This is a genomic window from Azotosporobacter soli, assembly GCF_030542965.1.
In the GTDB taxonomy this organism is placed as follows: domain Bacteria; phylum Bacillota; class Negativicutes; order SG130; family SG130; genus Azotosporobacter; species Azotosporobacter soli.
Window position 1 is genome coordinate 53776 of sequence record NZ_JAUAOA010000009.1, and the last position, 12618, is coordinate 66393.

The following is a 12618-nucleotide window of genomic DNA, read 5'->3' on the forward strand; positions in this document are numbered from 1 at the left end:
CTTTCACACCTGTGCAAATTGAATTTTTGGTACTCGATCAATCAAATTTAACTCGTTTGCCATTTGATAATACGTTAACAACGCCGCTTGATGCTCGTCCGTCAGTTTATAGTTAAGCAGACCGATATATTCAACGATTTGCTCTATTGAAAAATCTTTCTGCCCTTGCAAAGACGCAGCGGCCGCACTTAGGTTCTGCAAACCGTAAGCAAATCCGCCGTGAATGCACTTTGCAATTCGCCGTATCATCTCCGGCTGCGCCAATGCGAAATCACGATTGACGACCCAAACTGCATACACCATCATCAAACCGGTCAGCTTTTTCCACTCAGCGCCGATATCATAATAATAAAGCTCCGCCGATCGGTGATAGTAAGCATGCAGTGCATCATCGCCAATCAGCAGTACCGCCTCCGCAGTATCGAGCACACCTTCCGCAAGACCTTGCGCGCTGATAAAATAATCCGGCGTCGCCCGATACGCCTGGTGCAAAATGATCTTCAACAGACAATGCGACGTAGCCGATTTGGCTGTCAGCGCGATTCGACTTTGGCAAAGTTCGTCAATGGGACGCTTCGCCACTAACAAGATACTTTTTAACGCACCCGCTGCGCTGATTGAGACATCCGGCAGCAACAACAAATTTTCACTTTTGCGTGCGTAAATAATTGAGGATACCGGACTCGCCTCGAGCCGTTCTTCAACGACAGCCTGATTCAATTCGGCCGGAGTCGCCCGTACAATTTCAAGCCCATCCGCATAAGCGTCGCAGTTCCAGGCATAGCTAAGCGGCAGACAGTTGATAAAATCAATGTGCCCCACTCTTGGTCTCTGTATCATTTCTCCACCACTCCATCCTCGCATCCGACCGGCTGATAAAAGGTGTCGCGTTCTACCGGCTGATAACCGGTCTCTTGAATCAGCGCTACCAGCTCTGCTTTGCCGATTCCAGAACCAGTCTTAGCGCCGGCCGCATGAATGATTCGTTCTTCCTGCACGGTCCCGTCTAGGTCATCCACGCCAAAAGCCAATGACAATTGGGCTAACGGCAATGTCAGCATCATCCAAAAAGCCTTGATATGGTCAAAATTATCAAGCACCAGACGGGCAAGCGCAATCATTTTCATATCTTCCCATGCGCTGACGCGTTTTAAATGGGAAAGCGCCGTATTTTCCGGATGAAAAGGAAACGAAACAAACGCTTGAAAGCCCCCAGTACGATCCTGAATTTCACGTAGGGTAATCAAATGACGGATACGCTGCTCTATCGTTTCCACATGCCCATAAAGCATCGTCGCATTCGTCGGCAAACCTAAACTGTGCGCCGTTTCCATAACTTCAATCCATTCCTGACTGGTTGCCTTATGTGGACAGATAATTTTCCGGATTTCATCATCGAGAATTTCCGCACCACCGCCAGGCAACGAATCGAGGCCGGCATATTTAAGCCGCGCCAGGACTTCACGAATCGTCAGGCCTGAAATAGAGGAAAAATGCACAATTTCAACCGGAGTAAACGCTTTGAGGTGTACATCCGGCATACGCCGTTTAATCTGACGAATCACTTCTTCATAAAAGGAAAAAGGCTTCTCCGGGTGCAAGGAACTTACCATATGCATTTCCGTAAGCCCTGTTACATTGAGCATCGTTTCCGTCAACAACTCGTCGACATCCTCAATGTCCATCGCATATGCCGTTTCGTCATTTTTTCCGCAGGCAAACGCACAAAGCGGGCAACCCGCCGCACAAATATTACTCAAATTAAGATGACGATTCACATTGTAAAAAACCCGATTGCCTGATTTTCGTTCTTTAGCCATGCGCGCCGCTTCGGCAACTTCCAACAAATCTTCATGGTGGTACAACGCCAGCGCATCTTCAAACGAGAGTCGTCTCCCGTTTTTCGCTTTATCCATTACTGATTCTGTGTTTTTCATAACCTTCATCGCACTCCATTTAACATTAAAAATCCGTGTTTTTGCAACTTCATTCCCTGCAAAAAAACACGTTCGCGTCGTTAACAAAAAACATCTACAATGCAATCTTTAAGATTTCGCCGCCTATTGGCAAAACCCTTTCCCCAATGCAAAAAAGTCGCAATCAAGCGATTGCCACTTTTAATTGCACTTTCAGACCGATTCTTTTTTTACCGACTTAATCCACTGCAAAAACGGTTGCCGTTCGACAAGTTTGCGAAGCAGCCAATTGGAGATGCTATAAGCAACACGCAGCGTCAGTACAAGACAGCCTGCGGTAATCCAACCACTCCACGAACTACGTCTGATTTCGCCTGGAATTACAATCCCGGCGACAACCACTACGATTACCGATGCCGCCAGAAACGGAACCCCCGTTTGCAGCAGGGCAAAACCGATTCGGTTATAGCAAAAAGCCGTAAACACTCGACGGCGTTCCTTCAATTGCTCCAGTATCCATTCCGCAAGGTCCTGCCCCCAAGACTCCTTGCCGCTCAAGCGCAACAAGCCGCCCGCCGGCATAAAATTATGCAATTCCAGCACCAACATTTTCCCCTCCGTAAAGGTAGCTGCAATCACTAAGCTAGCGAATGGTTGTTCAAGACGATCACAAGCCGCTTGTAAATCAGGAAATTCCTCCACTTCTCGCCCGTCCTGCAACACCTCTTTGCCACACCCAACGGCAAAACTAATCGTTTCAGCGCCTTCTTGCACAAGGCGCTGTTGCAAAAGTTCCAGGCAAGCACGATCCAAAGCGCACGCGCTAACTTTTTTTTCATAAACAAACTCGGTCTCTCCCATCTTCTACTCCTCTCATACTCCTCCGTTCCTTCATCTGAAACTATATTCGCGGCGCAAAGAAAAACCCCTGCTATACTTGCCGTTTTTTGTCGCTTTTTGCGTTTGATTTTTTCACTTTACTGCCACTACAAAAGAAGAGACCTTGCAAAAGTCTTTAAACTCTTACAAGATCTCTTCAAGCACTTTCGAAGCGCTGTTTTTCACTTTCCAGTGAAGAAAAGGGGGATGACTACATCATGCCGCCCATGCCGCCCATACCGCCCATGCCACCCATGCCGGCCGGAGCTGCCGCTTCTTTTTCTTGTTTATCGGCAACCAGCGTTTCGGTGGTCAGGACCATGGCCGCAATACTAGCTGCATTTTGCAGCGCAGAACGCGTAACCTTGGCCGGATCCACGATACCGGCAGCGATCATGTCAACATACTCTTCCGTCAAAGCGTTAAAGCCGATGCCTTTGGCGGCTTTTTTAACGTATTCAACGACAACAGCGCCTTCCAGTCCAGCGTTGTTGGCAATCTGACGTACCGGTTCTTCAATCGCGCGCCGCACGATTTCAACGCCGGTTCTTTCGTCGCCTTCGGCGACAATATTGTCGAGTGCCGATTGCACGGAAATGAACGTGGTACCGCCGCCTGCTACGATGCCTTCTTCAACGGCTGCGCGAGTCGCATTCAGAGCATCTTCGATGCGGTATTTCTTTTCTTTCAGTTCGACTTCGGTCGCTGCACCGACTTGAATTACTGCTACGCCGCCAGCCAATTTAGCCAGACGTTCTTGCAGTTTTTCTTTATCAAAATCGGAAGTGCTTTCTTCGATTTGCGCTTTGATCTGACCAACACGCGCTTTAATCAAAGCAACATCGCCCGCGCCATCAACAACCGTAGTTTCTTCTTTAGAAACACGAATTTGACGCGCACGTCCCAGATCAGCCAGTTCAACGCTGTCCAATTTACGGCCAACCTCTTCCGTGATGACCGTACCGCCGGTCAGAGCGGCAATGTCTTCGAGCATCGCTTTACGGCGATCGCCGAACCCAGGCGCCTTGACAGCTACGGCTTTGAACGTGCCGCGCAGTTTATTGACAACCAGCGTAGCCAACGCTTCGCCTTCGATATCTTCTGCGATGATCAGAAGTTCGCGGCCTTGTTGAACCACTTTTTCTAACGTAGGCAGCAAGTCGGCAATTGCGCCGATCTTGCGGTCGGTAATCAGGATGTATGGATCATTGAGAACCGCTTCCATCTTATCGGTATCGGTGATCATGTATGGCGAAATGTAGCCGCGGTCAAATTGCATGCCTTCCACGACTTCCAGATTAGTACCCATGCCTTTGGATTCTTCGACGGTGATAACGCCGTCTTTGCCGACTTTCTCCATTGCTTCGGCAATCAGGTTGCCGATTTCAGCATCGGCTGCCGAGATCGAAGCAACTTGCGCAATCGCATCTTTGGTTTCTACTTTTTTCGACGATTTTTTAATTTCTTCAACCAGCGAGACAACTGCTTTTTCGATGCCTTTTTTGATGATCATCGGGTTAGCGCCGGCAGCTACGTTGCGCATGCCTTCGCGAATCATCGCCTGCGCCAACAACGTCGCCGTCGTGGTGCCGTCACCGGCAACGTCGTTTGTTTTGGTAGCAACTTCTTTTACCAGTTGCGCCCCCATGTTTTCAAACGGATCTTCCAAATCGATATCGCGAGCGATCGTCACGCCGTCATTGGTTACCGACGGAGCGCCGAATTTTTTATCTAATACGACATTGCGGCCCTTAGGTCCCAATGTTACTTTTACAGCGTTGGCCAAGGCATTTACGCCTCTTTCAAGCGCGCGGCGCGCGTCTTCATTAAACAGAATTTGCTTTGCCATTTATAAAAACCTCCTAAAAATTATCCGTTTCCGTTCTATTACTCCACAATAGCCAGGATATCACGTTCGCTGACAATAAGATATTCCTGTCCGTCAAACTTGACTTCGGTACCTGCATATTTGGAGAAAATGATTTTGTCGCCAGTTTTTACATCAAGCGCTACCCGTTGACCATTTTCCAACACTTTTCCAGCGCCAACGGCGATGACTTCGCCCTCTTGCGGCTTTTCCTTAGCAGTATCCGGCAACAAAATACCACTCTTCGTGGTAGTTTCGCCCTCCAACACTTTGATGACAACACGGTCGCCTAACGGCTTAATCATTGAAAGTACCTCCCTTTACGATATGGTTTCAGTTTGCGTTGTTAGCACTCTCCGGTCAAGAGTGCTAACCACATTTCCTATGATATATAATTCATCGCTAAAAAGCAAGACCTGCAATAAAAAAATCCGGCCATTTTTTGCCTTTTCAGACAATGCACCGGATTTCGTCCGCTTTTTAACGCTTGTTTCGTTTTGTTGCGGCTGCCACAATTGACTGTGCCACTTCTTTGATCGAAAGTCGTTTTGCCATGCTGTATTGCTGCATCTTGCGATAAGCTTCGCTTTCATTAAGCCCATGCGCGTCCATAAGAATTCCCTTTGCACGATCGAGCAGTTTTCGCGTTTCAAGCGTTCCTTTTATATTTTCCAATTCCTGCTCTAATTCATTAAATTCGCGAAACCGAGAAATTGCAATTTCAATCGCCGGAAACAAATTTACTTCTTTAACCGGTTTTACCAAATAAGCCAGAACACCGGATTCTTTTGCTTTGTCGACAATTTCTTTCTGACTGAATGCTGTCAGCAGTAACACCGGTGCAATTTTTTCTTGTGAAATGATCGTCGCTGCCGCAATGCCATCCATTTCAGGCATTTTGATATCCATAATGACCAAATCTGGTTGATGACGCCTGGCCATTTCAACTGCTTTAGCGCCATCCGTCGCTTCAGCAACTACCGAATGCCCTGCTTCTTCTAAAATTTCCCGCAAATCCATGCGAATAATCGATTCATTGTCAGCAATAACAATACGCAGTTTTTCCATCATTATGCCCCTTCCTCTGTGCTGCGGGAAATCGTTATGCACGCACTGGTTCCATTTTGGTTAAAAAATTCAAATTTTCCACCCAAATCACTTTCAACTAAGGTACGAACAATTTGCAATCCAAGACTATTGCTGCTTTGCAACGTGAAATCGTCCGGCAGACCGATTCCATCATCATAAATGCGAATGCAATATTGTTCAGGCTGCGCCACCACATCAACACCGATTGTACCTTCGTGGCGACCTGGAAAAGCATGTTCAATCGAATTTTGGATCAATTCATTAATCACCAGCGCCAAATTGCTGGCCTGCTCCGATGGTAGAATGACCGTTTCGCCATTAAATACCGTATGCAGAGTAAATCCAGGTTCCAGCATATTTTGCATGACCAAATCCAAAATGTTCTTGGCCACTTCCATTACGTCAATCACTTCAGCATCCTGCTGCGATAAAAATTCATGTACCACCGATATGCTTAAAATACGATTCACACTTTCTCGAAGAGCCGCCTTGACCTCTGGCGAATGAGTTCGCCGAGCCTGCAAGCGTAAAAGACTGGCAATTGTTTGTAGATTATTCTTCACCCGATGATGGATTTCCTGTATGACCGCTGACTTTATCAGTAATTCCCGTTCTTTTTTTTTCAATTCCGTGCGATCCGTTACAATCAGGATTGCCCGTCGCACTTCATTTTCACGCAAAATAGGAATGGCTCGTTGCGTAATAACGAGCGGTCCAACTGCCAATTCCGCCTCATAGACTTCACGATTATTAACTGCTTTCTGCAGTAACCGCATATGAAGCTGCCGTTCGTAGATTCGTCGGCCCACTACATTACCCACACCAAGCACCTTGTACAAACTGTCGGCTGCAGAATTAGCAAAAATGACTTTCCCTTCCGCACTGACCAAGATGACGCCATCACTGGCAGTGAGAGAACGGTACAAAGTAGAACTGGCGGCTATGCCTACCGCCGCCAACAGCCAATACGCCGTTTCAATTAACAATTCATGGCCTTCTGCGCGCGCTTCATCAAGCGTCGTCTCAAAACTGACGACTGCTATCAGCGCCCCCGCAGCATCACGAAGCGGATAGGTCTGCATTTTCATCAGCATGCCGAGCGCCCATTCACGTTGCCCACTGATGGGTTGGCCGCTGCTCATCGTACGCCAAACCAACGGTTCTTCGCTGCCATGCACCACAGTACCCGCCAGATTCGAACGGTGTTGGACAAACGTTGTATGCGGACGAACCTGTGCAGCCACAACGAGCGTCCCGGCTTCAGATCCCTTTATATAAACCGTAACCTGGGAGTGAGCTAAATCGCTGACTAACTCCAAGGCCGCTGCTACGCGATCCAGCACCGCAATCTGAGCCGGCGCCAATAACATTTGCCGCCGACAAATTTCTCCCGCCGTTTCCACCCGATCACGCTCCTTTTTACCTCACAGAAGAATTATCCTTTATGTTGGTTTTTATCAATCTGCTAAATTTGCATCGATTAGCTTCAAAGAAGGCACCGCATTTAAATCCAATTCGGCTACCAAGCCTTCTCGGTATTGATAATGCGCTCGACTGGCGATCATCGCCGCATTATCTGTACACAAAACAGGTTCCGGATAAAAAAATTCATAACCGCGTTCCCGGCACTCTTCTGCCAATGCTTTTTTCAGAGCCGAATTTGCGGCTACGCCGCCAGCCAATACCAGCTTCTTGCTTTGACAGATTTCACACGCCTGCATCGCTTTTATTACTAGGACATCAACCACCGCCGATTGAAAACTAGCTGCCACATCAGCCGCCACAATTGTTTCACCTTTTTGCATCGCACTGTTCAAATAATTGAGGACTGCCGACTTTAAGCCACTAAAGCTGAAATTCATACTGTTCTTTTGCGCCAATGCTCTTGGAAAAGCAATCGCTTGTCCATTACCCTCTTTTGCCAAACGGTCAATATGCGGGCCGCCAGGATACGGCAGCTTTAAAACACGCGCAACTTTGTCGAACGCTTCTCCTGCCGCATCATCCACAGTTTGCCCAAGCAATGAAAAGGAATTGTAATCTTTTACATGAACAAGCGACGTATGTCCGCCAGACACGACAAGCGCGGCAAACGGCGGTTCGAGTTCAGGATGGCTTATAAAGTTGGCAAAAATATGTCCCTCCAGATGATTGACGGCTACCAACGGTTTATCGCTGGCATACGCCAACGTTTTGGCTGCTGCAACGCCTACCAACAGCGCACCGACCAACCCCGGACCATACGTTACGCCAATCACGTCAATATCCGCCAGTGTTACGCCCGCTTCCTGCAACGCCTCATCAATCACCGGCAGTACATTTTCAATATGCTTGCGTGACGCAATTTCAGGTACAACGCCGCCATATTTTTGGTGCAAAGGAATTTGTGATGAAATTACATTGGCAAGCACCTGCCTCCCATTGAGCAGCACGGCTGCCGATGTTTCGTCGCAACTGGTTTCTATCGCCAGCGTAAGACAGAGTTTTTTTGTCTGCACGCACTTTACCCCCTATTTATCTTATTGACTCACGGCAAGTTTTCGCACCACATAATAAGTGCATCTTCCTGATTATCCGTATAGTATTTGCGGCGGAATCCGGCTGACTTAAAGCCAAGTTTGCCGTACAGCGATTGTGCAACCCGGTTGGAAACACGGGTTTCAAGCGTCATCGCCGTTGCGCCCCGCGCCTTAACTTTGGCAATCAATTCACGCATTAAGCGCTCGCCTAAGCCGCGACCGCGCCACTCGGCTATAATGCCGACATTCGTCACATGCGCTTCATCAACGATAACCCAAGCACCAGCATAGCCAATAATTTTACCGCCTTCCAAGGCAACAATGTACATGGCCAGCTCATTGTTCATTTCGCCTACAAACGCATCTCTTGACCAAGGAACCGAAAAGGTGGCTTGCTCCACTGCCAGAACACCATCTACATCTGCCAGATTCATCCGGCGAAATACAACTGTTGTGTTCACGTTGCTGTACCATGCCTTTTTTCCCAGAGGACTTCAGCCTCTGATCGGCGGATATAAAGCGGTTCTAACGCCATCGTGTCCGAAACCAGTCCTTGCTGCAACATCATTTCACCCAGCAAGGCTACACTGGAGGCGCGTGATATCACGATATGTCCCGGCGCAAGACAGATTCCCTCGCCTTTCATTGCCAAAATTTTATCCCGATGCAAGACAGCTGCCTCACCGAGTACCATAACTGGGCGTTTTTCTTGCGCTAACTGCGCAAGAATATCTTCTATTGCTGCAACGCCTGCCGCCCGCTCTTCGCGCAAACCATTTGCATCCCAGCCAAAAGCGGCATAATAAACATTGCCCTTTTGCGCATCAAGCAACGGAACAATTAGCGCTCCGGGAGTCGCCGCACCATACGCAAGGGCTTCCAGCGTAGAGACGCCGATAAGCGGGATCTTCAATGCATAAGCAAGTGCCTTTGCCGTCGCCAGCCCGATACGCAATCCGGTAAACGATCCTGGACCGATACTGACCGCTACCGCGCGCAATTCTTTTTTATCAATTCCCGCCATATTGAGCAATTCTTTTATATGCGGCAAAAGCATTTCTGAATGCGTTTTGCCGATTTGCAATGTTAATTCCGCAATCACCTTCCCCTGCGCAGCCAATGCGACGCCGGAAACCATGGTTGCTGTATCTAGCGCAAGTATGGGCACGATTTCTTCAACTCCTCACTGATCACTTCATATTCAGCCCCTTGTGGTAAGAATCGCCAATTACGCAGATTTTCTCCCGCTATGCTGATTTCAATCCATAAGTATTGTTCCGGCATCGCCGCCCGAAATTCATCCGGCCATTCAATCAGGCAAATGCCGTCACTATTCACATATTCTTCGAAGCCAATATCCACAAGTTGTTCAAGCATTGCCAGGCGATATAAGTCAAAATGGTAGATAACCTGGCGCCCCTGATAAACATTAACCAGCGTAAAAGTCGGACTCGTCACCTCTTCTTCTACGCCGAGCGCCGCAGCTAAAGCCTTGACAAACAGCGTTTTTCCGGCCCCGAGATCTCCGGCTAGGCAGACAACCGCCCTAGATGGTAAATGCCGCGCTAACAACACTGCCAGTTGTTGCGTTTCCTCCGGCGATTTAGTGCTACATTGCCACATCATGCTCTCCTTTTTCGTTCTGCCTAAAATGATTATAGCCTTTCGCCTCAAGACGCAATAAAGCGCCGTTTTCTTCCAGAAGAAATACGCCAGGCTCCCCTTTTTCCACAACGCCAATCACCGTAACATCCACCTGCGCGCTTACAGCGGCCAGTGCTTCTGGCGGCAGCGTCGCCAACAGTTTATAGTCTTCACCACCATAAAGAGCATATTCAAGCGAATCTTTCCCCAAGTGAATTGCAGCTTCACGCAGTTCCGTCGAGACAGGAATCCTTTCTGCATCGATACGCAGACAAACCTGGCTAGCATTGGCAATTTCGTTCGCTTCACTGGCTAGGCCGTCACTGATATCATTCATGCTGGTCGCCGTATGCGCTGCAAGAACTCGCCCCTCTTTAAGATGTGGGCGTGGCGTAAGATGACTCGTCACCAACGGCCAAGCAAATTTAAACTCTTCCCATCTGCCTCGTTGCAGTAGTTCTAGGCCGGCTGACGAATCACCTAAATTTCCTGTTACGACGATCAAGTCGCCTGCATTTGCCCCGCTGCGCCGCTGTAAATAAGCCGGTTCAACTTCACCAAGAACAACTACGTTTATCACGATGCCATTCGGACTTGAAACCGTATCACCGCCTACAATATTGACCACATGCTGACGGCAAATTTCTTTTATCCCTTGATACAGTCCATCTACGAATTCAATCGTCACATCGCTTGGCAGCGCCAATGATATCAACACCTGACGTGGAATTCCGCCCATGGCGGCTATATCGCTCAAATTCACGGCAATCGCTTTGTAGCCGAGCTGCCATGGACTGATTGTCGACAAATCAAAATGTACACTTTCGACCAGCATATCCGTCGTTAACAGTTGAAAGTGCTTCGGCGTGGCTAATACGACAGCCGCATCATCACCAATTCCCGCCACAACAGTAGCTGCTTCCACAATTGCATCTTCACGAATCCTCTCAATTAGACCGAATTCGCCAATTTGCCTAATATCCATTTCTTCACCGCCTATTTGGAAAATCACCGCATGCAAGAATAATTTGGGCGGCAAACAAGTCGCCGCCTCTCATGGTCGCTTAATTAATGCCTCGTCCCGCCGTACCGGCTCACTCAAATCCAGATGGCCTGTAATCGTGTCGATGTTTTTCCCTTCCACCAGAAAACGTACACTCGTGATATTGGGGAATTCGGTTAATGTATTGACCACCGCACCAACGAACAGTCGCTCATATGCGGAGCCACCCGGTGCTTTCTTCAACAGACCATCCGAGAAATCAAGATATGCCGTATGTTCTTTTACCCAGATTCGCTTCAGCTTCACATCCGCAGTGGCTACCGCAAGCAAATTGGCGCTCTTCGGGCCCGCCAACAGATGTTCGAGCGCTACTTGGGCCGGATTATCGGTCTTTGGCACAAAAACGACTTCCGGCGCAACATGATTAGCATCTTTTGTCGCAAAATAAACAGTCAGTTTCTGCTTGCTCACATCATTTTCAGGACTGCCGGCAACAAGCGGCGGCGTACTTTCTTTCTGCGTCGTAGCAGCACCGCTGCATCCGGCAGCTAGTAAAAAAAATATCGCCAGTATACCTAAGACTCCATAACGCAGTAATTTCTTCACCGCACACCGCCCCCTTTTTGCGCCGCCTGAGCAAAAAAGACACCCAAGCCTTCTACGATGCCTTCTGCCATTTTTTGTTGAAAAGATTCTGTCCTTAACAGCTTTTCTTCTTCCGGATTAGAAATGAACGCTAATTCCGTCAATACGGCCGGCATCAAGGCATGCTGCACTACATAAAATCGCGCCGAGTTGACACCGCGATCATCAACACTGCCGGCTTTCAACATTCCCGCTTGCACCGTTCGCGCCAGCATCAGGTCATAATCGCTTTTGGGATAATAGTAGCTCGATGTGCCTCCGACACTACGGTCTTGAAAAGAATTGATGTGAATACTGACGAACACATCCGACTTTGCTCTATTCGCAATGTTGGTTCTCGCCTGAAGTTCATCCACTGCACTGGCGTTAGGACCGAACACATCCCGGTCATTTTGGCGCGTCATAACGACGCGCGCACCAGATTTTTCCAGCAACCCCTTCACTCGCAACGCAACGGCTAACGTCAGTTCTTTTTCCTTCGTGCCGCGTTGCCCAATTGAACCGGGGTCACTGCCTCCATGACCCGGATCAAGGGCGATCACTTTGTTTTTCAGCCCTGCAGTAAATCGATAATTTGGTTTCGGTTTGGCTTTATTGATGTCAACCACGACGCGGAAAGGTTTATCATTTTTCAAATCCGGCTGCAAAGTAAAGACCCGGTAATCCTTAGCCTCAATGGCCTCCGCCAGATCGACTTCCAGGCGCAGCGTATTCTCATCGAGACGCTTAGCGCAAACTTGTTCGGCAACATCGCCCTTTAACGCAGTCTTTGTCTCGATATTCGCGCTTGCCGCGCCAGTGATATCGATTACCAGTTGCAGGCCGTTCTTATTTTCTAATCGTCCTACCGCCTTCACCGGTCCGCTCGAATCGACCACCAATCTTAATTTTGCGCCGCCTGTCGTCACATCATTTTTTATATAGGAAGAACGCAAATTCGTTAATTCCGGCTTGGCATTCTTCTTGAATGAATTAGTCGAGTCAGCGACAGCTGCCGCAGCGGCTCCATTCACCCAAAGCAAAAGCAAAAAACAAATACTGCTTATTAGCATACGA

Annotated in this window: 14 protein-coding genes; all 14 read right to left on the reverse strand. The window is 48.4% G+C overall.

All coding sequences use genetic code 11. From position 1 onward, the window contains the following. Positions 1–3: 3 nt before the first annotated feature. The 14 genes from QTL79_RS10095 to QTL79_RS10160 all read right to left on the reverse strand — a co-directional run bounded on the left by QTL79_RS10095 (position 4) and on the right by QTL79_RS10160 (position 12614). Positions 4–840 carry a menaquinone biosynthetic enzyme MqnA/MqnD family protein gene (locus tag QTL79_RS10095; protein ID WP_346354853.1) on the reverse strand — a complete coding sequence of 279 codons (837 nt, stop codon included), beginning with the start codon at positions 838–840 and terminating at the stop codon, positions 4–6. Then, the gene (mqnE, locus tag QTL79_RS10100) at positions 837–1937 is read right to left on the reverse strand and encodes an aminofutalosine synthase MqnE (RefSeq protein ID WP_346354854.1); all 1101 of its coding nucleotides are present in this window, start codon (positions 1935–1937) and stop codon (positions 837–839) included. Before mqnE ends, QTL79_RS10095 begins: the two co-directional genes overlap by 4 nt. A gap of 192 nt (positions 1938–2129) precedes the next feature. Beyond that, positions 2130–2777, reverse strand: coding sequence for a hypothetical protein (locus QTL79_RS10105; protein ID WP_346354855.1), 648 nt, complete (start codon positions 2775–2777; stop codon positions 2130–2132). A 229-nt stretch (positions 2778–3006) separates the two neighbouring features. Beyond that, a complete protein-coding gene (gene groL, locus QTL79_RS10110; protein WP_346354856.1) occupies positions 3007–4644 on the reverse strand; it encodes a chaperonin GroEL in 1638 nt (545 codons plus the stop codon). 38 nt (positions 4645–4682) lie between these two features. Continuing rightward, the gene (gene groES / locus QTL79_RS10115) at positions 4683–4967 is read right to left on the reverse strand and encodes a co-chaperone GroES (protein ID WP_346354857.1); all 285 of its coding nucleotides are present in this window, start codon (positions 4965–4967) and stop codon (positions 4683–4685) included. A 175-nt stretch (positions 4968–5142) separates the two neighbouring features. After that, a complete protein-coding gene (locus QTL79_RS10120; RefSeq protein ID WP_346354899.1) occupies positions 5143–5730 on the reverse strand; it encodes an ANTAR domain-containing response regulator in 588 nt (195 codons plus the stop codon). Positions 5731–5732: 2 nt separating this feature from the next. Then, a complete protein-coding gene (locus QTL79_RS10125; RefSeq protein ID WP_346354858.1) occupies positions 5733–7154 on the reverse strand; it encodes a sensor histidine kinase in 1422 nt (473 codons plus the stop codon). A 54-nt stretch (positions 7155–7208) separates the two neighbouring features. Then, on the reverse strand, positions 7209–8249 hold the full coding sequence (gene tsaD / locus QTL79_RS10130) for a tRNA (adenosine(37)-N6)-threonylcarbamoyltransferase complex transferase subunit TsaD (RefSeq protein WP_346354859.1): 1041 nt from the start codon (positions 8247–8249) through the stop codon (positions 7209–7211). Positions 8250–8278: 29 nt separating this feature from the next. Further along, on the reverse strand, positions 8279–8731 hold the full coding sequence (gene rimI, locus QTL79_RS10135) for a ribosomal protein S18-alanine N-acetyltransferase (RefSeq protein WP_346354860.1): 453 nt from the start codon (positions 8729–8731) through the stop codon (positions 8279–8281). Next, positions 8728–9438: a tRNA (adenosine(37)-N6)-threonylcarbamoyltransferase complex dimerization subunit type 1 TsaB gene (tsaB, locus tag QTL79_RS10140; RefSeq protein WP_346354861.1), complete on the reverse strand. Its 711-nt coding sequence runs from the start codon at positions 9436–9438 to the stop codon at positions 8728–8730. Before tsaB ends, rimI begins: the two co-directional genes overlap by 4 nt. After that, complete coding sequence (gene tsaE, locus QTL79_RS10145; RefSeq protein ID WP_346354862.1) at positions 9420–9896, reverse strand: tRNA (adenosine(37)-N6)-threonylcarbamoyltransferase complex ATPase subunit type 1 TsaE; 477 nt, start codon at positions 9894–9896, stop codon at positions 9420–9422. Before tsaE ends, tsaB begins: the two co-directional genes overlap by 19 nt. Then, entirely contained in the window at positions 9880–10899 is a 1020-nt protein-coding gene (thiL, locus tag QTL79_RS10150) for a thiamine-phosphate kinase (RefSeq protein ID WP_346354863.1), read from the reverse strand. Before thiL ends, tsaE begins: the two co-directional genes overlap by 17 nt. A gap of 69 nt (positions 10900–10968) precedes the next feature. Continuing rightward, the gene (locus QTL79_RS10155; RefSeq protein ID WP_346354864.1) at positions 10969–11523 is read right to left on the reverse strand and encodes a GerMN domain-containing protein; all 555 of its coding nucleotides are present in this window, start codon (positions 11521–11523) and stop codon (positions 10969–10971) included. Beyond that, complete coding sequence (locus QTL79_RS10160; RefSeq protein ID WP_346354900.1) at positions 11520–12614, reverse strand: N-acetylmuramoyl-L-alanine amidase family protein; 1095 nt, start codon at positions 12612–12614, stop codon at positions 11520–11522. The genes QTL79_RS10155 and QTL79_RS10160 overlap by 4 nt, the downstream gene beginning before the upstream one ends. Between the last annotated feature and the right edge of the window lie 4 nt (positions 12615–12618).

Coding starts and splice junctions, on each gene's coding strand:
- groL (WP_346354856.1), bottom strand. CDS start 4,644: ATGGCAAAGCAAATTCTGTTTAATGAAGACGCGCGCCGCGCGCTTGAA.
- QTL79_RS10120 (WP_346354899.1), bottom strand. CDS start 5,730: ATGGAAAAACTGCGTATTGTTATTGCTGACAATGAATCGATTATTCGC.
- QTL79_RS10105 (WP_346354855.1), bottom strand. CDS start 2,777: ATGGGAGAGACCGAGTTTGTTTATGAAAAAAAAGTTAGCGCGTGCGCT.
- groES (WP_346354857.1), bottom strand. CDS start 4,967: ATGATTAAGCCGTTAGGCGACCGTGTTGTCATCAAAGTGTTGGAGGGC.
- thiL (WP_346354863.1), bottom strand. CDS start 10,899: ATGGATATTAGGCAAATTGGCGAATTCGGTCTAATTGAGAGGATTCGT.
- tsaE (WP_346354862.1), bottom strand. CDS start 9,896: ATGATGTGGCAATGTAGCACTAAATCGCCGGAGGAAACGCAACAACTG.
- QTL79_RS10160 (WP_346354900.1), bottom strand. CDS start 12,614: ATGCTAATAAGCAGTATTTGTTTTTTGCTTTTGCTTTGGGTGAATGGA.
- QTL79_RS10095 (WP_346354853.1), bottom strand. CDS start 840: ATGATACAGAGACCAAGAGTGGGGCACATTGATTTTATCAACTGTCTG.
- mqnE (WP_346354854.1), bottom strand. CDS start 1,937: ATGAAAAACACAGAATCAGTAATGGATAAAGCGAAAAACGGGAGACGA.